The 17,123-nt window shown below is 45.7% G+C and carries 18 protein-coding genes; 8 read left to right on the top strand and 10 right to left on the bottom strand.

Going from position 1 to position 17,123, the window contains the following annotated elements:
* Positions 1–3 precede the first annotated feature (3 nt).
* Positions 4–720, top strand: coding sequence for a gluconate 2-dehydrogenase subunit 3 family protein (locus GJQ68_RS12475; protein ID WP_162417626.1), 717 nt, complete (start codon positions 4–6; stop codon positions 718–720).
* A gap of 86 nt (positions 721–806) precedes the next feature.
* Positions 807–1,505, top strand: a complete 699-nt coding sequence (locus GJQ68_RS12470; RefSeq protein WP_162417625.1) for a 3-keto-disaccharide hydrolase — start codon at positions 807–809, stop codon at positions 1,503–1,505.
* Here GJQ68_RS12470 and GJQ68_RS12465 read toward each other — a convergent pair whose 3' ends face one another.
* The 3 genes from GJQ68_RS12465 to GJQ68_RS12455 form a co-directional block, all read right to left on the bottom strand.
* Positions 1,506–2,219 (bottom strand): Crp/Fnr family transcriptional regulator, encoded by a 714-nt coding sequence (locus tag GJQ68_RS12465; protein ID WP_162417624.1) that lies wholly within the window; start codon positions 2,217–2,219, stop codon positions 1,506–1,508.
* A 99-nt stretch (positions 2,220–2,318) separates the two neighbouring features.
* Entirely contained in the window at positions 2,319–2,822 is a 504-nt protein-coding gene (locus GJQ68_RS12460; protein WP_235941473.1) for a type I restriction enzyme HsdR N-terminal domain-containing protein, read from the bottom strand.
* Positions 2,823–2,850: 28 nt separating this feature from the next.
* Entirely contained in the window at positions 2,851–3,564 is a 714-nt protein-coding gene (locus GJQ68_RS12455) for a ComEA family DNA-binding protein (RefSeq protein ID WP_162417623.1), read from the bottom strand.
* Between the two features lie 183 nt (positions 3,565–3,747).
* Between GJQ68_RS12455 and hemA the strand changes: the two genes are divergently transcribed.
* Entirely contained in the window at positions 3,748–5,022 is a 1,275-nt protein-coding gene (gene hemA, locus GJQ68_RS12450) for a glutamyl-tRNA reductase (RefSeq protein WP_162417622.1), read from the top strand.
* On the opposite strand, the gene GJQ68_RS23535 is transcribed toward hemA, so the two are convergent.
* The gene (locus GJQ68_RS23535; RefSeq protein WP_262888112.1) at positions 5,019–5,141 is read right to left on the bottom strand and encodes a hypothetical protein; all 123 of its coding nucleotides are present in this window, start codon (positions 5,139–5,141) and stop codon (positions 5,019–5,021) included. The genes hemA and GJQ68_RS23535 overlap by 4 nt on opposite strands.
* 1 nt (position 5,142) lies before the next feature.
* On the opposite strand from GJQ68_RS23535, the gene GJQ68_RS12445 reads away from it, so the two are divergent.
* A complete protein-coding gene (locus GJQ68_RS12445; protein WP_162417621.1) occupies positions 5,143–6,729 on the top strand; it encodes a WG repeat-containing protein in 1,587 nt (528 codons plus the stop codon).
* An 11-nt stretch (positions 6,730–6,740) separates the two neighbouring features.
* On the opposite strand, the gene floA is transcribed toward GJQ68_RS12445, so the two are convergent.
* From floA to proS, 3 genes are all read right to left on the bottom strand, one after another.
* Entirely contained in the window at positions 6,741–7,754 is a 1,014-nt protein-coding gene (floA, locus tag GJQ68_RS12440) for a flotillin-like protein FloA (protein ID WP_162417620.1), read from the bottom strand.
* A gap of 3 nt (positions 7,755–7,757) precedes the next feature.
* Positions 7,758–8,219: an NfeD family protein gene (locus tag GJQ68_RS12435; protein WP_162417619.1), complete on the bottom strand. Its 462-nt coding sequence runs from the start codon at positions 8,217–8,219 to the stop codon at positions 7,758–7,760.
* Between the two features lie 156 nt (positions 8,220–8,375).
* Positions 8,376–9,857 carry a proline--tRNA ligase gene (gene proS / locus GJQ68_RS12430; protein ID WP_162417618.1) on the bottom strand — a complete coding sequence of 494 codons (1,482 nt, stop codon included), beginning with the start codon at positions 9,855–9,857 and terminating at the stop codon, positions 8,376–8,378.
* Between the two features lie 130 nt (positions 9,858–9,987).
* On the opposite strand from proS, the gene GJQ68_RS12425 reads away from it, so the two are divergent.
* Both GJQ68_RS12425 and GJQ68_RS12420 read left to right on the top strand, forming a co-directional pair.
* Positions 9,988–11,367: a hypothetical protein gene (locus GJQ68_RS12425; RefSeq protein WP_162417617.1), complete on the top strand. Its 1,380-nt coding sequence runs from the start codon at positions 9,988–9,990 to the stop codon at positions 11,365–11,367.
* 249 nt (positions 11,368–11,616) lie between these two features.
* Entirely contained in the window at positions 11,617–13,086 is a 1,470-nt protein-coding gene (locus GJQ68_RS12420) for an OmpP1/FadL family transporter (protein WP_162417616.1), read from the top strand.
* On the opposite strand, the gene GJQ68_RS12415 is transcribed toward GJQ68_RS12420, so the two are convergent.
* From GJQ68_RS12415 to GJQ68_RS12405, 3 genes are read right to left on the bottom strand one after another with little or no spacing between them, the layout of a single operon-like run.
* Positions 13,069–13,605, bottom strand: a complete 537-nt coding sequence (locus tag GJQ68_RS12415) for a shikimate kinase (RefSeq protein WP_162417615.1) — start codon at positions 13,603–13,605, stop codon at positions 13,069–13,071. The two genes, GJQ68_RS12420 and GJQ68_RS12415, sit on opposite strands and share 18 nt — an antisense overlap.
* Complete coding sequence (locus GJQ68_RS12410; RefSeq protein ID WP_162417614.1) at positions 13,602–14,708, bottom strand: BT_3928 family protein; 1,107 nt, start codon at positions 14,706–14,708, stop codon at positions 13,602–13,604. The genes GJQ68_RS12415 and GJQ68_RS12410 overlap by 4 nt, the downstream gene beginning before the upstream one ends.
* On the bottom strand, positions 14,698–15,246 hold the full coding sequence (locus GJQ68_RS12405) for a DUF1599 domain-containing protein (RefSeq protein WP_162417613.1): 549 nt from the start codon (positions 15,244–15,246) through the stop codon (positions 14,698–14,700). The genes GJQ68_RS12410 and GJQ68_RS12405 overlap by 11 nt, the downstream gene beginning before the upstream one ends.
* 15 nt (positions 15,247–15,261) lie before the next feature.
* Between GJQ68_RS12405 and folP the strand changes: the two genes are divergently transcribed.
* Together folP and cdaA are read left to right on the top strand one after the other, a co-directional pair.
* Positions 15,262–16,146 carry a dihydropteroate synthase gene (gene folP, locus GJQ68_RS12400; RefSeq protein WP_162417612.1) on the top strand — a complete coding sequence of 295 codons (885 nt, stop codon included), beginning with the start codon at positions 15,262–15,264 and terminating at the stop codon, positions 16,144–16,146.
* Entirely contained in the window at positions 16,143–17,009 is an 867-nt protein-coding gene (cdaA, locus tag GJQ68_RS12395) for a diadenylate cyclase CdaA (RefSeq protein WP_162341656.1), read from the top strand. Before folP ends, cdaA begins: the two co-directional genes overlap by 4 nt.
* Positions 17,010–17,123 lie beyond the last annotated feature (114 nt).

Raw genomic sequence — 17,123 nt, 5'->3', positions numbered from 1 at the left:
GCCATGAACAGAAGAGAAAATCTCAAGCTTTTATTTACAGGATCCCTGGCTTCGGGCTTCCTTTTTACCGGTTGTGGTCCGGAGGCTCCTGAAACGACCGAAATCCCCCACAACCCTACGATTGGGGAATTTGGGAGTTATGGCAGAACACCGGAAGAAATCATTTACAATGAAAAACTCAAGTCTTCCACTTTTTTTACCGATGAGGAACGACAAAAATTAGACATTCTGGTCGATATCATCATTCCTGCCGATGCTACCTCAGGGAGTGCCACGGATGCGGGCGTTCCCGATTTCATCGAATTCATGATGAAAGACATCCCCACGTACCAGACACCCATGCGGGGTGGGCTATTGTGGTTAGATCACAAGTCTGACGAACTATTTGCTGCCAAATTTCTGGATATCAATGAAACGCAGCGAATCCAGCTCATTGATGAGATTGCTTATCCCGACAAGGCGAAAACTGAAAACGAAGGCGGTGTCCGCTTCTTTAATATGTTGAGAAACCTAACGGCTACTGGCTTTTTCACTAGTGAAGAAGGGTTTAAAGACCTGGGATACGTAGGCAACCGGCCCAATGCCTGGGATGGAGTACCCGAAGAGGTTCTGGCCAAACATGGACTACAGAACGATCCGAAATACAAAGACGTGTACCTGGATGTTTCCACCCGGGGCACCATAGCCCAGTGGGATGATGAAGGCAACCTTATAGGATAAATGTCCTTTGAGCCCTCCATGACCCAGTCCGGAAATGGGCTATTACCTTACCTGTTTCCGGACTAATTACCTTAACCCAACATACCATGAAGTTTTTTTCCATTTGCTTACTATTCCAGACCGCACTGGTTTTTCCCTCGTTGAAAGCACAGGAGTTACCTTTATTTAATGGAAAGGACCTCACGGGCTGGCATGCAGACGTGCCTGAAAAGGACGATAATCCCGATGCCGGACCGTCCTTTATCGTCCGGGATGGAATGTTGGTAAGTTTGGGAAGGCCGCTGGGTCACCTGATTACCGATAAGGTGTACCAGAACTACCGCATCACGACCGAGTACCGGTTTCCCGGAGAGACCGGCAACTGCGGGATATTGGTTCATGCTTCTACTCCCCGCGCGTTATACGACATGTTTCCCAAGTCCATTGAAGTGCAGATGATGCATGAAAACGCAGGAGATTTTTGGTGTATCGTTGAGGATATAATGGTAGACAATATGGTAGAAAGAAGGGGGCCAAAAGAAGACTGGGGAATAACAGAGGGGGCAAACAGACGCATCCTCAACCTAACCGATGGCTCCGAGAACCCTCCCGGCGAATGGAACCAAATGATTATTGAATGCTTTGAAGATAAAATAAAAGTATGGGTAAACGGAGACCTGGTCAATGAGGGCTATCAGTCCACTGCTACCAAGGGCCAAATTGCGGTGCAGGCAGAAGGTGCGGAGGTAGAATTCAGGGAGCTGCGCCTGGAGCAAATCAGTGGCCTATCCGAAAAGCCGGAATGATTACCCGTAAAAATCGGAAAGCCGTGCGAGCCCTTTTCGGTCCAGCAAAATGATCTTTTTACCTTGGAGGTCAATCAACTTGTCTTTCTTGAATTCAGAAAGCAGCCTGATGACTGTTTCTGTTGCCGTGCCCACAATACCGGCAATTTCCTCTCGCGTAAGGGCAATATCCAGTCGCTGCTTGTCACCCCCGTCAACGCCATAGCCGTCTCCCAACTTAAGTAACGCCAGGGCAAGCCGTTCGCGAATCGATTTCTGGGTGGCATCCGTGAGCTTGTTTTCCATCACCCCCATATCCTGGCAAAGGGCCTGCGTGAGTCTGCGGTGAAAGTTGTTATCCTCGGCCAACACCTTTAAAAAAACCTCTTTGGGCACAAAGCAAATGCTGGCATCTTCTACAATCGTCGCAGAAGTGGTGTACGCTTCTTCCCCGATTAAAGAGGTATAACCTACAAAGTCCCCCTTTTTGGCCAGGCGGATGATTTGCTCCTTTCCGTTTGAAGCGGTCTTAAAAATCTTCACCACACCGCTGTTTACACAAAACACGCCCAGCGGTTTGGTGTTTTCGTAATAGAGTATTTGTCCTTTTTTGTGAGATATGAAATTTTTACTGTCAGAAATGGTACAAAGATGCTCCTCCGCCAAGTCCGAAAACATCGAAAATTTTCTACTCAAACACAATTCACAAGGAGTACTCTTTACCGGATTGCTCATAGCAGCATTTTATATTTTTGTGTAATTTACTGGCTCAATTTACTAAAATACATGACTAAAGTCACTGAACTTTTCCATTAAAGATTAAACTTCCCAAAATTAATCCATAAATTCCGGAAAAAAATTGATTTGCGCATAATTACCCGAATGGATGTCCCGCTGCATGCAGATATGGGTATTCCCATTGCTTATCCCCAGATAGGCGGCTTGTATTTTTTGATTGTAAACACTGACCTGTTCGACCGTTCGCTGGGTCAACCTCACCTCAGGAGCCTTGCATTCAATCAGGAAAAAAGGATTGCCGAGCCGGTCTCTTACCAGAATATCATACCGCTTATTCAGGGAATTGTAGGTAAGCCCTCGTTCCAGAGAAATTAAGCTCTTGGGGTATTTGAGGTAGTTTGTTAAATAATGCACAAGGTGAACGCGCACCCACTCTTCGGGAGTCAGCAAAAGGAACTTTTTTCGCAGCGGGTCAAAGATAAAGTACCTCCCATTTGCTTCCTTCCGAATCCGGAAATCAAACGAAGGAAGATTAAGTTTTTCCTTGGCTAGCTGCTGCACCTTTTCATCCATCATGCAAATTTGCGTGAAATTAACCATCTCTAAAAGCCATTAATGGAATTAAGCGTCAAAAACTAAGGTATGGAGCAATTCGGCCCACCCACTCCTCGGTAAAAATTTTGATTCCGAGCAGGTCATTGGCTACTTCATACCTTCCATGTTGGTTTCGGTAGGCAATGATCACCTTTGCCTCGCCGGCACCGATATAGGGATGACCGACCAGATCCTTAAAGGTAGCTTCGTTGATATTGATCCTGCGATTGATTTGGGCTTGAAATGGAAACAATTCATAAATTTTCGCGGCCAATTCCCCATCGATTCCATACACCTCCAGCAATTGCTCCGGAGAATGAAATCCTCCCAACTTGTCCCGGAACGATTCTATTCTGGCGGACAAAACCGGTCCAACACCCGATACCATTTGAAGTTCCACTGCCGTCGCTTCCGGAAACAGCAAGGAATTCAGTTGGGGAGCTTCGGGCCGGGTTAGGGGCTGCCCTTTTTGACGGTTATCTGTTTTTTTATTTTCTTCTTGCGGCCAATCCGCGACCGATGCCGTATCCGAGCTTTGAGTGGCCGCTTTATAAAACTCAGGGTTACTTCTTACCTTTTGGAGATAATCAATGTAATCTTGCTCATTAAAGGATCGGAAATAACCGGATACCCAATAGGGAATCGCATACAGGATGGCCAGCATGGGTATTACAAAAACAAATCCCCGGGACTCTTTTCGCGTGAAGCCAAGGTAGGTTTTCAGGAAGTAAAACCAATTATCCATCATTGTTTTAATCTATTGACTTCATAAATTAATAATATTGGAATTATATTCCAAAAATTCGCATTATTGCAGAGGGGTAGGAATTGGTAATCCTTATTTAGAAAAATTATAAATTAATTTCCGCTATCTGAATTAATTCCTTTCGTCCATTTTCTGTGATAAATTTGTAGCTGAAAGTATTGTAACATGCAGTCAAAGTTTAAAGCTTTAAGCCTCTCCTATAAAAAAGCCCCTGTTGAAATCAGGGAGTTGGTTTCGTTGGATGAGGGCGCAGTTCATTCACTTTTAGGCAAGCTAAAGGATTTTTTTAGCCTTACCGACACCCTTATTCTCTCCACCTGTAATCGTACAGAGATCTACTATAGTCATGAATTGGATCTTTCCACGGAAATCATCAAACTGGTTGGGTTGGAAAAAGGGCTGGTGGACACCATCTCTTATTTGGAATACTTCGATATGTTTCCCAACGATAAGGAAGCCATCGAACATCTTTTCCGTGTAGCCATGGGGCTGGAAGCTCAGGTTATCGGAGACATGCAGATTTCCAACCAGGTAAAAAGGGCCTACCAGGCCTCTGCCGACATGGAAATGGCAGGCCCCTTCCTGCACCGACTCATGCACACCATCTTTTTTACCAACAAAAAAGTCGTTCAGGAAACGGCTTTCAGAGACGGAGCAGCCTCCGTTTCCTATGCTGCGGTAGAATTGATAGAGGAGCTTACTTCCAACACGCATCAGCCCAGGGTATTACTGATAGGTCTGGGGGAAATTGGAGAAGATGTAGCCAAAAATCTCGCCTACCTACCGGATGCCCGGGTCAAAATTTCGAATAGGACCTACTCCAAGGCAGTAACCCTGGCCACAGAATACGGTTTTGAGGCCATCCCGTTCGAGGACTGTTTTGAGGCCATGAAGGAGGCCGACGTGATCATTTCGTCTATTATGAAGTCAGAGCCTTTTATTACGAAGGGTCTGGTAAGTAGTTTTGACATCAAAAGTTACAAGTTGTTCGTTGACCTGTCTGTTCCCCGAAGTATCGATACGGCGGTGGAAGATATAGCTGGAGTACTCCTTTACAATGTGGATAACATCCGAAGTAAAGCCAGTGAAACGTTAAGCAAAAGAACGGCCGCCATTCCTCAGGTCGAAGAAATCATACAGGAAAACATCAACGAGTTTTACGATTGGAAAAAGGAGATGATGGTATCCCCTACCATCAATAAACTAAAAAACAGTCTGGAACAGATTCGAAAGGAGGAATTGGAGCGGTACTTAAAGAATGCGGATGAAAACCAGATCGAAATCATCGAAAAGATTACCAAGAGCATGATGCAAAAAATCCTCAAAGTACCGGTGGTGCAGTTGCGGGCGGCTTGCAAGCGAGACCAGGCCGAAGAAATGATTGGCATCCTCAATGACCTGTTTGATCTGGAAAAACAGGAGGAAAAAAAGCAACATTAACCTTCCATCCATCCCCATTTTTTGGGCTTTCTTCCTTGCCAGATACCTAAAAAAATTGCTGCTTCTTTTTTTATTGCGGTTACCCGATAAATTTTTACTTTCACTTTTAAAGTAGTCATTATGCGAAAAATTTACCGTTTATCATTTTTTCTTCCTTTCTACCTGATGCTTCTTTCGGGTACCGATGGATTTTGTCAGACCTGGGAAGTCTTTGACCGGAATTTTAATTTGGAAAAGAAAATTTCCCCCGGTAACATCTACCTTTTGGGAAACTCCCTGAGGATAAATGTATGGGAAAACGACCTATCCTTTTTAGACCCGGAATACCGCCCCTTCATTACGGTGGACAGTGCCAGCCTGTACCAATACCTGGAACCCTGGATAATCATTGAAAACAATGGGCAATACGGTGCCTTCCATGAGTATGGGGAGCAGGTTCTTCCCCCGATTTATGATGAAATAAGTACCTTTTATACCCATCTTTTGGCCAGAAAAGGCCGGGAATACTTTATTTATGACAGAGGCAAGCGAACGACTAGCTCCATTGGTACGTTTGCGCATGCCCGTTTGGCAAAAAACGGGCAGGTAATCTCCCAATTGGCTGATGGCTCGTATGCGTTACCGCTTTCGCCCCATCCAGACAATCGTTTTCAATCACTGGTTGATCCGGGACCGGATGCGATCATTTCTCAGGAAGCCACTGGTTTTGGGCTGATCAACCGGGACGGCGAGTACATTCTGGATCCCATAATCGATGAAATCAACCATTTGGAGGGCAATTACTATTTTGGCAAAAACGAGAAAGAGTACCTGTTGATTGATGCCCTTTCCACTGATGCGGATATTCGCTATAACAGCTTTCACCGGATTAGCATTGAAGAAGGGGTAATGCTGGAGTACATTCATGGAAAACTCCGGCGAATCATGAAAAATGACGGCATTCTTCTGGATATTGTAGGAATGGACTCGGTTAGGAAAATCAACGACCACTACAACGTCCATTTTAGGGATGCCACTACCGGATTGCTGAGTTCACAGGGAAAATGGGAGGTTCGGCCGACGGAGGCTGCCAGCTTGCTATTACCAGGCAATGAGGGGCTTTTTGGTGCGAAGATGGGAGAACAATTTGGCTATGTGGATGCTGCAGGCAACTGGGTCATTGATTCGGAATACGACCAGATAGAACCCTTCTCGGAAGGACTCGCCGCTGTGAAATCAGGTTCAAAATGGGGATATATCAATTCCAGCAACGAATGGAGCACTCCCCTGGCTTATGAATGGGCCGGCCAATTTACCAGCCATGGGGTAGCGATCGTTAAGGAGGATTCCGGTGCCCATCTGATTGATGCCAGTGGCAATAAGCTGCTTCCCGTATCCGCCGATCGCATTAGCAGGACGCAGGATGGGTATTACTTACTGGAAAAAGAGGGCCTGCTAGGCATTGCCAAACCAGACGGGCAGCTTATCAGCCTTCCGCAGTTTGAAGAAATACGGAGGGAAGGAATGGACCGGATATTGATTCGGAAAGGCGCCAACTATGGCGTGATGCGGGAAAATGGTGATTATGTATTGCCCCTGTATTACAGCCGAATTCTCTTTGATGAGGAGAATGATACCATCCTAGCGGAAAGCATGCAGATCGAAATAGAACCTGTAGAAAAGCTGGAAGGAAGAAAAGCAAGGAAAAAGAAAACTAAAGGGGCCTGAAGCCCCTTTAGTTATTTATTTTTATCATTCCCTTTGGAGCGGTCTCCGGATTTATTTTCATCCGAATTAGCAATTGAATCCCGCATGCTGGTATCGGATTTTACGTTTTCCATTTTGTAATAATCCATTATCCCCAAATTTCCAGATCGGAAGGCTTCTGAAATGGCTTTGGGTATTTCGGCCTCGGCCTCGGTAACCTTGGCTTTCATTTCCACGTTCTTCGCTTTCATCTCTTGCTCCAGTGCTACCGCCATGGCCCTTCTTTCTTCAGCTCTGGCTTCGGCTACTTTCAGATCGGCAGTGGCCTGGTCAATTTGCAGTTTCGCTCCGATATTTGATCCCACATCGATGTCTGCAATATCGATGGACAGGATTTCAAATGCCGTACCGGCATCCAATCCCCTTTCCAACACCAGCTTGGATATTTTATCCGGATTCTCCAATACACTTTTGTGATTTTTGGCAGAACCAATAGATGTCACAATCCCTTCGCCTACCCTTGCCAGGATGGTTTCTTCGCCAGCCCCACCAACGAGTTGCGCAATATTAGCCCGGACCGTCACCCGGGCTTTAGCGATTAACTGAATCCCGTCAGCCGCCACTGCCGCCACGTTGGGCGTATTAATAACCTTGGGATTTACCGATATCTGTACGGCCTCAAATACATCTCTACCGGCCAAATCGATGGCCGTGGCCTGCTTGAACGACAGGGAAATATTGGCCTTGTCCGCAGAGATCAAGGCACGAATCACATTCGGAACGTTACCTCCCGCCAGAAAATGTGTCTCCAAATCATTGGTGGTCAAATTTAAACCTGCTTTGGTCGCCGTGATCAGGGAATTGACGATAACCCCTGGAGGCACTTTCCGGATTCGCATCCCTACTAACTCTAGAAGCCCTACCTTCACATTGGAAAAGATGGCTGTTATCCAGAGATTGACCGGGACAAAATAAAGAAAAACAAAAAGGAGGATCAGCCCGGCAAATGCTGCTACCAATATGAATGCCGAATTAGAAATTTCCATGATTTACGGTTTAATGATAATTTTATTGTCTGCTATTTTTTGTATCGTCACACTGTTTCCGGCAGGTATAAACCCTCCCTCGGACTTGGCTTCATACATTTTACTTCCTATTTCCACCTTTCCATAAGGTTTGCAATCGGAAATCGTCTTACCTGTTTGACCGACTTCAAGACCTGCCAATCGGTCATCGTAGGCTCGGTTTACCAGTGTGTCTTTCAGTGCAAACCGATTCCAGACACCGGATTTCAATCCATATACCAAAAACCCCAGATTTACCAGAATACTGAGACCAAGGACTGCATAGGCCACAGGGGCGGGAAAATGAAGAAAGGAGTAAAAGACCCCCATTCCGGTAAACACCAAGCCCAATGCCCCCACCAGGGTGGTTCCGGGTACAAACACCACCTCCATGAGCACCAGGAGGGCACCAAACAAGATCAAACTCAATACGATCAACCAATCCATGTGGTGGTATTTTTTTACCTTCCCCGCAAATTCGAGGTTTCTGTAAATTTACAAGATTTCGCAACAATTGAAAGCCTGAATCGCAATTCATCCGTGAATTCCTTAGAACAATCGTCTTCTGAAACAAAAACCCGAAAATGATGCATGGTAAACCCCTCAATAAGCACGGGCAAACAGCACCCTTCCCTTGGAGGGATTTCCGGAAAAGATGCATTTTCCCTGCTCCGGAACCTGGTCCAGTGGAATGCAGCGGATCGTCGCTTTGGTTTGCTCTTTTATCCGTTCTTCGGTTTCTGCCGTACCATCCCAGTGAGCCGATACGAACCCACCTTTGTTTTCCAGGACATCAATAAACGCCTCCCAGGTATCCGCTTTAGTAGTTTTCTCCTGCGTAAACGTATGGGCTTTGCGATAGATATTTTCTTGAATATCAGCCAGGGTTTCTTTAATTAATATAGGCAGGTTTTCCCGCTCCAGGTCTACCACGGATTTGGTCAAGGTATCGCGACGGGCCATCTCTACGGTTTGGTTTTCCAAATCCCTGGGGCCAATACCCAGTCTTAGTGGAACTCCTTTAAGCTCATATTCGGCAAATTTCCATCCCGGTTTGTGGGTATCCCGATCGTCAAACTTTACCGAAATACCCAGTCCCTCCAGGGATTCCATGATTTCCCCGGCCTTCACCCGGATGGCTTCCAGTTCCTCATCGCGTTTAAATATGGGGACGATTACGACCTGAATGGGTGCCAGCTTTGGCGGTAGCACCAGGCCCTGGTCGTCGGAATGGGCCATGATCAAGGCACCCATAAGCCGGGTGCTCACTCCCCAGGAGGTACCCCAGACATGCTCCAGCCCCCCTTCCCGGGTAGCAAATTTTACATCAAAAGCCCTGGCAAAGTTTTGCCCCAGGAAGTGCGATGTTCCTGCCTGCAAAGCTTTGCCATCTTGCATCATGCCTTCAATGCAATAAGTAGCCTCTGCTCCGGCAAACTTTTCGCTTTCGGATTTGATGCCTTTAATCACCGGAAGGGCCATAAAATTCTCAGCAAATTCGGCATATACATTCAGCATTCGCAAGGTTTCCTCCTCTGCTTCCTTTTTGGTCTCGTGGGCGGTGTGGCCTTCCTGCCATAAAAATTCAGCCGTTCGGAGGAATAAGCGGGTTCTCATTTCCCAGCGGACCACATTAGCCCATTGGTTGATTAGCAAGGGCAGGTCCCGGTAAGACTGGATCCAGTTTTTATAGGTGCTCCAGATCACGGTTTCAGAGGTGGGCCGGACGATAAGTTCTTCCTCCAAAGCTGCTTCCGGGTCCACGATTACTCCTTTGCCTGAGGGGTCTGCCTTTAGGCGGTAATGGGTTACTACGGCACATTCTTTTGCAAAGCCTTCCACATGGCTGGCTTCTTTGGATAAATAGGATTTGGGAATAAATAAAGGGAAATAGGCATTTGAATGCCCTGTCTTTTTAAACATCCGGTCCAGTTCGGCCTGCATTTTTTCCCAAATGCTAAAACCGTAGGGTTTGATCACCATGCAGCCCCGTACCGCACTGTTTTCGGCAAGATCCGCTCTTTTCACCAATTCATTGTACCAGAGGGAATAATCCTCACTTCGTTTCGGTAATCCTTTGCTCATCAGTATTTCTTTGTTGTAATAAAAAAACTCTTTATATTCGATTCTTGATTTCAGGCAAATATAATTTAAAAAATGATAACCCTCCTGCTATATTAGCGTATATAGTATATGAGAAATAAACTGAAAACCCATGATTAATTTCAATCCAATTCGGACCTTAGGTGCATTATCGATTCTTGGCCTCGCTGCCTGTAGTACCAGCTACAATGCCAGCAACGGCGGACAAGAGATGGATAATTTGTATTTTATGGCATCAGATGCCCGAATCGCTACTGAATTTGCCGTAAAAAACAACAACCCGGAAAATTTCGAGGAAATAGAGGAAATAGGGCCTTTCGACGGAGAAACGGATAATTTCTCTGCCAAAAACGTCAATCCTGAGTACATCGCCAAATACCAGCGATCTACTTCCCCTGCCGAAGAAGGCACGGTCTATTTTGACGATTCCCAGGCAGATGGTGAGCGAGCACAAGGTCAGCCAAATATAAATGCCTACGACAACTACCGGGGTTCTGGTGGAACCAACCCAGGTATAACCAATAACTACTTCATGAATCCCATGATGGGAATGGGTATGTATCCCATGATGGGAATGGGCGGCATGTTTAACCCTTACTTTGGCTCCGGCTTCGGAGGCATGGGCATGGGCATGTATGATCCCTTCTGGGGTTCCGGGTTTGGTTTCAGACCCGGGTTCAACCTGAGCATAGGCATGGGTATGGGCATGGGCATGGGCTGGGGAAGCCCGTTCATGAGACCTGGCTTTGGATTCTATGATCCTTTTTGGGGCTCAGGCTTTGGCTTTAGGCCAGGTTTTGGAGGTCTCTATGGTGGAGGCATGTGGGGTAGAAATATTTATTCGCCTGTCATCGTTCTTCCCGGAGGTAATGAAGGTAATAGAAGGCAGGTGGTTCAAGGTGCCAGACCTGGCAGGGCTTCTTCCCTGGTAAATTCTGCCAGCAGATCTACCAGAAGTGCGGCCCAACCTAGTTCATCCAGAGCTTCTGCAAGAAGAGAGGCCATGAGCAGTAGTGCGGTAAGTAGAAATCGATCTGCAGGTACTACTAACTCCTTCTCAAGATCTCAAAACGATTATTACAATTCGGTGTCTGCCGCGCCAGCGAGAAGAAATATTAATTCGCCTGCCATGAATCGGGCTGGGAATACTTCTACTCGCAGCAGCTACAATACACCTAGCAGGAGCAATACTTACAATAGAACGCAAGCGCCTTCGAATTCCAATTCAAGGAGTTACAATTCACGAAGCAATACGCGTTCAACGTACTCAGCTCCGAGGTCTAACAGTAGAAGTTCATCTCCTTCCTACAACAGGAGCAGGACTAACAGAACGACGACGCCAAGTTATCAAAGACGTTCTACCTCCCCTAGCAGAAATTCTTATTCTGCGCCATCGAGGTCGTCTTCATCCTACAGTGCTCCTAGCAGGAGTAGTTCTGGTGGTGGAGCTTCCCGAGGAGGTAGCGTAGGAGGCAGTAGAAGAGGGAATTAATTCCCTCTTTTTTTCTCCTTTTGATCTTATACTATTTTTTTACTTTATCGATATGCCTTTCGGATCCCATTTCAGTTAGAATCATTTTACCTTAACTATCAATCTTTGCGCAGTATTTTTACATTAACTTAATTTCCTGATATCCGTTTCGGATAATAAGTCTTTCTTATTTCGTTCACCCGGTAAGCTGGCAGGAAAATAATCGATCGACGTAATTTGTTAGCTTCAGTAAAACCCAATTCAGTTGATATGAAAGGATTAAAATTGATTTTAGCCTCTTTGGCCATACTTGCCTTTAACGCACCCATTTTAAAGGCGCAAAGCGGGTATGTAGAAGATGCGCTTCGATTTAGCCAATACGGTGCAACCGGCTCTGCCCGGATAAATGCCATCGGTGGAACCCAAAATTCCTTGGGAGGAGATATTAGCAATGTGCACGGAAACCCGGCAGGTTTGGGGTTTTTCCAAAATTCAGAGTTTAGCTTTACAGCAGCTTATGGAGATTGGAATTCGGAAACACTGCTGCTGAACCAATCCCGGGGACTCAATGCCACCAATTTTTCCATTCCTAACATAGGAGCCGTTATCAGCAGGGCCAAAGGTCCCCTGGAAATTGGTGACTGGAGAGGAGGCTCATTCGGTATCAGCCTCAACAGGCATGCTACCTTCAATCAAAGCTTCGGTTATTTTTCCGATCAATTGGATCAGGGATCCATTCTGGACTACTATACAAACCTGTACAACGAGCAGGGGGTTCCAAGCGGAACAGACGGGCTGTTCTTTGAGGCATTCCTGATCAACCCGGCAAATGGCGGCTATGATTTTGTCCCCAATGCTACTACTGCGCTGGCAAAATCCGAAACCGTTGAAAATGAAGGCAATCTAACGCAGGTTAGTTTCTCTTACGGTGGCAATTTTAAAAACAAACTCTTTATCGGTGGATCATTGGGAATCAATACCATTTCATTTCGCTCAACCAGAACCTACGACGAAGAGTTTTTAGACGATGCGAATCAGACCACACTGTTCAGTTCCTTACAAGAAAACCTATTCCTTGACGGGTCAGGCATTAACCTGGGACTTGGTGTCATCTACAAACCGGTAGACCGGTTAAACCTGGGGTTAAATTTTAAATCACCTACCTGGAATCGCTTGAACGAAGAATATGATGCCGATATTTTTGCGGATTTTTTCCCTCCCTATGAAGACCCTGAATTTGGTACCATCGCCGAGTCAGATGCTGAAACCGATATTTTCATCAGCAGCTATAACCTGAGAACTCCTATGACGCTAGGTGCTGGTATGACTTACTTTTTTGGAAAAAGTGGATTCATATCAGGAGATGTCAATTACCTGGACTACAGCACCGCTAACCTCCGTTCTAACGTATTCAATACCGAACAAGACAACACCGAAATCAGCCGGCTTTATGGACAAACCATTAATTACAGTGTTGGTGGAGAATATCGGATTCAAAAACTAAGAATTAGGGCTGGCTATGCCTTTTATGGGGATCCATTCGGCGAGTCAGGTGATTTGGACCGCAGCACTACCCAATTGTCCGGGGGGATAGGATTAAAATTACCCGCATTTAGCATCGATTTTGGGCTGGTTAATCGCCGGTTTAACAGCTATTATACCTCCTACCCGGGTGCAGATCTGGCCACTACTGATAATAATCGGATCAGCGGGTCGCTGACCTTAGGGTTTAATTTTTAACAATGGCATCCAGGATGAAATCAATAACTCAGGGGAAATATCTTCTCCCCTGAGTTTTATTTTTGCCTTTTCGTAAAATGAACAGCGCTCCACATACATGTTTTTCAACTTCAGGATGATTTCAGACGTATCCATTCCTGAGAACAAAGGCCTTATTTCCACCTGTGTTTGAGTAAGTCGTTCCAGGATATGATTGAGTGGGACATCCAAAAATACCGAAACTGCCTTGCCATTGATCAACTCCATATTTTCGTTGTAACAAGGTGCTCCTCCCCCGGTAGCCAGAACAAAAGCCTCTTCCTTCTGAAGGAGCCCGGACAAGACCGCTGTCTCCAGTTTCCTGAAATAACCTTCGCCCTTTTCCGGAAACAAAGAGGCAATTTTCTTTCCCTCCTTTTCCTCTATAAGATCATCTAAGTCATAAAATGGGAAATTAAGCCGCTTCGCCAGTTCTTTGCCCAAGGTGGATTTCCCACTGCCGGGCATGCCAACCAAGACTATTTTTTTGGGATCTATCATGGTGAAAACAGGTTTTTGGCCACTTCCGGAGCAGGTGTATTTCGAAAGTGGTATTTGCCCAGCACCGTTCCATCTTCCAGGAACACCAGCCCGGGATTGGAGCGGATGATGGTTTTCACCACCGTGGCATCAGCCATGTAGTACCCCAGCTTCAGGCCATTTTCCGCTAAAAAAGTTTCCATTTCCGCCTCTGATGAGGCAGCCACCAATACCATACGTACATCCGTACCCTGAAATGCATTGATCAGGGCACTGATCTGCTCCATATGGCTGATGGAAAGATCCATTTTGGATATCTGGTGAGAAAGAAGTAACACTTTTTTCCCACTGAGGATTTCCTCCGTATGGTCTCCCTGATCGTTCCAGATCGCGAAATCGGAGATCTTCGGCAGGGCCTCGGGGTTTTTTAGTTGCATTTCCACAAACTCATAGCTTTCGTCCGAGGGATACTGGTCGAAGGTCACCGTTTCACCGTCCTTTTGCATGACGTACCGGTACTCCAGGTTTGCTGAGGGCTGTATGGCACTGGAAATATTAACCCCTTCCTTAAATGCCCTGAAATCAATAAAGGGAAGGTTTCGAATGGCCACAATGGCGAGCAACAAAGAAATAATCAAGGAACCAACGGTCATCCACTTACCGGCGGTACTGCTTCCGTCCGGAAGGTGTTTTCTAAAAATGGCCATGAATAAGATCAGGCCTAAGAGAACCAGGTCTTTATAAAAAGACTCCCAGGGGGTCAATTTGATGGCATCTCCAAAACAACCGCAGTCTGTCACCTTGTCGAAATAGGCGGAATAAAACGTAAGAAATGTAAAAAATAGAATCATGGCCAATAACAGGTAGACACCCGTTTTTATCTTCCAGCCTGTCAGCACCATGATACCAAGGGCTACCTCCAGTACGACCAGGACTACGGCTACCAGCAAGGAGATGGATTTGAGTGGCTCGAAGAGGGGGGAAATATCGGAGGCAAACACATCAAAATATTCCTGCATTTTAATAGAGGTGCCCACGGGGTCATTCACCTTTATCAAGCCGGAAAATACGAACAGCCCTCCCACCAATAGGCGGGCGACATATAACAAGGTCTTAACGATCATCTTGATTTAATTTTATCATACAAAATACGGCATAATTGAGCATGTCCTGATAATTAGCGGCCACTCCTTCAGAAACCAGTGTTTTACCCTGATGATTTTCAATTTGCTTGACGCGCAACAATTTCATTAAAATGATGTCGGTGATCGAGGATACCCGCATGCCTCTCCAGGCTTCACCATAGTCATGGTTTTTGTTGGCCAGTAGCTCACGGGTAGCTTCCACCCACTTGTCATAAAGTGGTTCCAATTCCTGAAAATCAATTTCCATACGCTGATCTTCCCGCAAGTCCAGCTGCATTAAGGCAATGAGGCAATAGTTAATTATCCCCATAAATTCATCTTTGATGGTATCGGTCACTTTTTGTTTGCCTTTTTCCTGGATGGAACGAATGCGTTGCGCTTTGATGAAAAGCTGGTCTGTCAGGGATGGAAGCCTTAAGATTCTCCAGGCAGTACCATAATCCTGCGTCTTCTTCTTAAAAAGTTCTTTACAAAGGCCAATAACTTCATTATATTCGCTTGCGGTTTGCGTTTCCAAAGCAATGGTGTTTTTATGTTAGAAAATCTGCATTCGGATAGTAAGGCCGAAGATACTTTATTTCCTCCAAAAATAACACTACAGATTAAAGGAAAGCTCTTCGCTTTGGACAGCCCCTGGATTATGGGAGTCATCAATAGCACGCCAGACTCGTTCTTTCCAGGCAGCCGGACGGCGACCATTCAAAAGGAAGTATTGGACAAAGCCGAATCCATGATCAGTCATGGAGCCCGAATTCTAGACATTGGAGGGTACAGTACGCGGCCGGGAGCTGCCTTTGTGCCTGAAGAAACCGAACTAAAAAGGGTCATTTCCGTTATCACTGATATAAAGGCTAGGTTCCCGGAGATCCTCCTGTCCATAGATACGTTTCGTAGCAGAATAGCCAAAGAAGCGGTTGCAGCTGGTGCTGATTTGGTAAATGATATCTCGGGAGGTACGATGGATGCGGCCATGCACGAAACGATAGGTGGACTGGGTGTCCCTTATATATGCATGCATATGAAGGGAACACCGCAAACCATGCAGGCGCAAACCGACTACGATCATCTCGAAAAAGAAATGTTGTATTTTTTTTCCGAAAAAATAAGAAGTTGTAATGAAGCTGGCATAAAAGATGTTATTGTAGATATTGGACTGGGTTTTTCGAAAACGTTGGAGCAAAATTACCGGTTGATCCGACATCTATCCCATTTCAAAATCTTGCAATTGCCGCTGTTGGTTGGATTATCTCGTAAATCGATGATTTACAAACTATTAAACCTTAGCCCCGAAGAAGCGCTGAATGGCAGCACAGCACTTCACATGGCTGCCCTGATAAATGGGGCTAACATTCTCCGGGTACACGATGTAAAAGAAGCAAATGAAACGATAAAATTATATAAACAACTCTATACTTGAATTTACTATTTAAAATAGGCTTCCTGGATGTTTCCCTGGTCAACTTAATCGACATTACCCTGGTAAGTGTTCTCATCTATCAGGTCTACAAGTTGATGCGGGGAAGTGTAGCCATTAAGATCTTTTTAGGATTTTTATCCATCTATTTGATTTACCTGGTGGTAAGTGCGGCTCAGATGGAGCTTCTGACCATCATTTTGGGCCAGTTTATGGGTGTGGGAGTGCTGGCTGCCATTATCCTTTTCCAGCAGGAAATCCGTAAGTTCCTATTAATCGTCGGCAAGTCTTCGATTTTTTCCAATGAAAATCTTTGGCAGGAATTGCTGTTTTGGAGAAAAAGGGAAAGCCTTGCTTTTAATGTAACGCCCATTATTGAAGCCTCCAAAACGCTATCCGGCAGCAGCACGGGTGCCCTGATTGTGCTATCCAGAAATTCGGAATTAAAATTCTATGCAGAAAGTGGCGATCTGATTGATGCTGTGGTTTCCAAGCGATTGCTGGTATCCATTTTCAACAAATATTCTCCCCTGCACGACGGTGGGGTCATTATTTTTAGTGGCCGGGTCAAGGCGGCCCGTTGCATTCTTCCCGTCACAGAGCGAGAGGTTCCGGCGCAGTTTGGACTCCGTCACCGCGCTGCCATTGGCATGTCCGAAGCCACCGATGCCCTGATTCTGATTGTCTCCGAAGAAACCGGGCAGGTATCGCTGGCAAAAAATGGGAAGATATTACACAACTTGTCCTTTCAGGAAGTTCGGGAAATCATCAATAACTATCTTACCGGGGAAGAGATTGACGAAAAGTTTGAACCCATCAGCCAGACGGATAAGCCCCGAGATTTTAAAAAACCTACTGAAGTTTAAGGCTTAACTTTTCCAAAGTTTTGAACTTTGGAAAAGTTTAAAATTAAAAGCGAATTGGAAATGGGTGGCCATCTGTGGTGAACCAATATTAGGCACCACAGATTACTCAGATTC

It is taken from the genome of Cyclobacterium roseum, assembly GCF_010119225.1.
In the GTDB taxonomy this organism is placed as follows: domain Bacteria; phylum Bacteroidota; class Bacteroidia; order Cytophagales; family Cyclobacteriaceae; genus Cyclobacterium; species Cyclobacterium roseum.
Note: the sequence above shows the minus strand (reverse complement) of the source record. Positions and strands in the feature narration are given on the sequence as shown.

Coding starts and splice junctions, on each gene's coding strand:
- folP (WP_162417612.1), top strand. CDS start 15,262: ATGTTAGAAAATCTGCATTCGGATAGTAAGGCCGAAGATACTTTATTT.
- GJQ68_RS12435 (WP_162417619.1), bottom strand. CDS start 8,219: ATGGATTGGTTGATCGTATTGAGTTTGATCTTGTTTGGTGCCCTCCTG.
- hemA (WP_162417622.1), top strand. CDS start 3,748: ATGCAGTCAAAGTTTAAAGCTTTAAGCCTCTCCTATAAAAAAGCCCCT.
- GJQ68_RS12475 (WP_162417626.1), top strand. CDS start 4: ATGAACAGAAGAGAAAATCTCAAGCTTTTATTTACAGGATCCCTGGCT.
- GJQ68_RS12465 (WP_162417624.1), bottom strand. CDS start 2,219: ATGAGCAATCCGGTAAAGAGTACTCCTTGTGAATTGTGTTTGAGTAGA.
- GJQ68_RS12460 (WP_235941473.1), bottom strand. CDS start 2,822: ATGGTTAATTTCACGCAAATTTGCATGATGGATGAAAAGGTGCAGCAG.
- GJQ68_RS12445 (WP_162417621.1), top strand. CDS start 5,143: ATGCGAAAAATTTACCGTTTATCATTTTTTCTTCCTTTCTACCTGATG.
- GJQ68_RS12470 (WP_162417625.1), top strand. CDS start 807: ATGAAGTTTTTTTCCATTTGCTTACTATTCCAGACCGCACTGGTTTTT.
- GJQ68_RS12425 (WP_162417617.1), top strand. CDS start 9,988: ATGATTAATTTCAATCCAATTCGGACCTTAGGTGCATTATCGATTCTT.
- floA (WP_162417620.1), bottom strand. CDS start 7,754: ATGGAAATTTCTAATTCGGCATTCATATTGGTAGCAGCATTTGCCGGG.
- GJQ68_RS12410 (WP_162417614.1), bottom strand. CDS start 14,708: ATGATCGTTAAGACCTTGTTATATGTCGCCCGCCTATTGGTGGGAGGG.
- GJQ68_RS12455 (WP_162417623.1), bottom strand. CDS start 3,564: ATGATGGATAATTGGTTTTACTTCCTGAAAACCTACCTTGGCTTCACG.
- proS (WP_162417618.1), bottom strand. CDS start 9,857: ATGAGCAAAGGATTACCGAAACGAAGTGAGGATTATTCCCTCTGGTAC.
- GJQ68_RS23535 (WP_262888112.1), bottom strand. CDS start 5,141: ATGACTACTTTAAAAGTGAAAGTAAAAATTTATCGGGTAACCGCAATA.
- GJQ68_RS12420 (WP_162417616.1), top strand. CDS start 11,617: ATGAAAGGATTAAAATTGATTTTAGCCTCTTTGGCCATACTTGCCTTT.
- GJQ68_RS12415 (WP_162417615.1), bottom strand. CDS start 13,605: ATGATAGATCCCAAAAAAATAGTCTTGGTTGGCATGCCCGGCAGTGGG.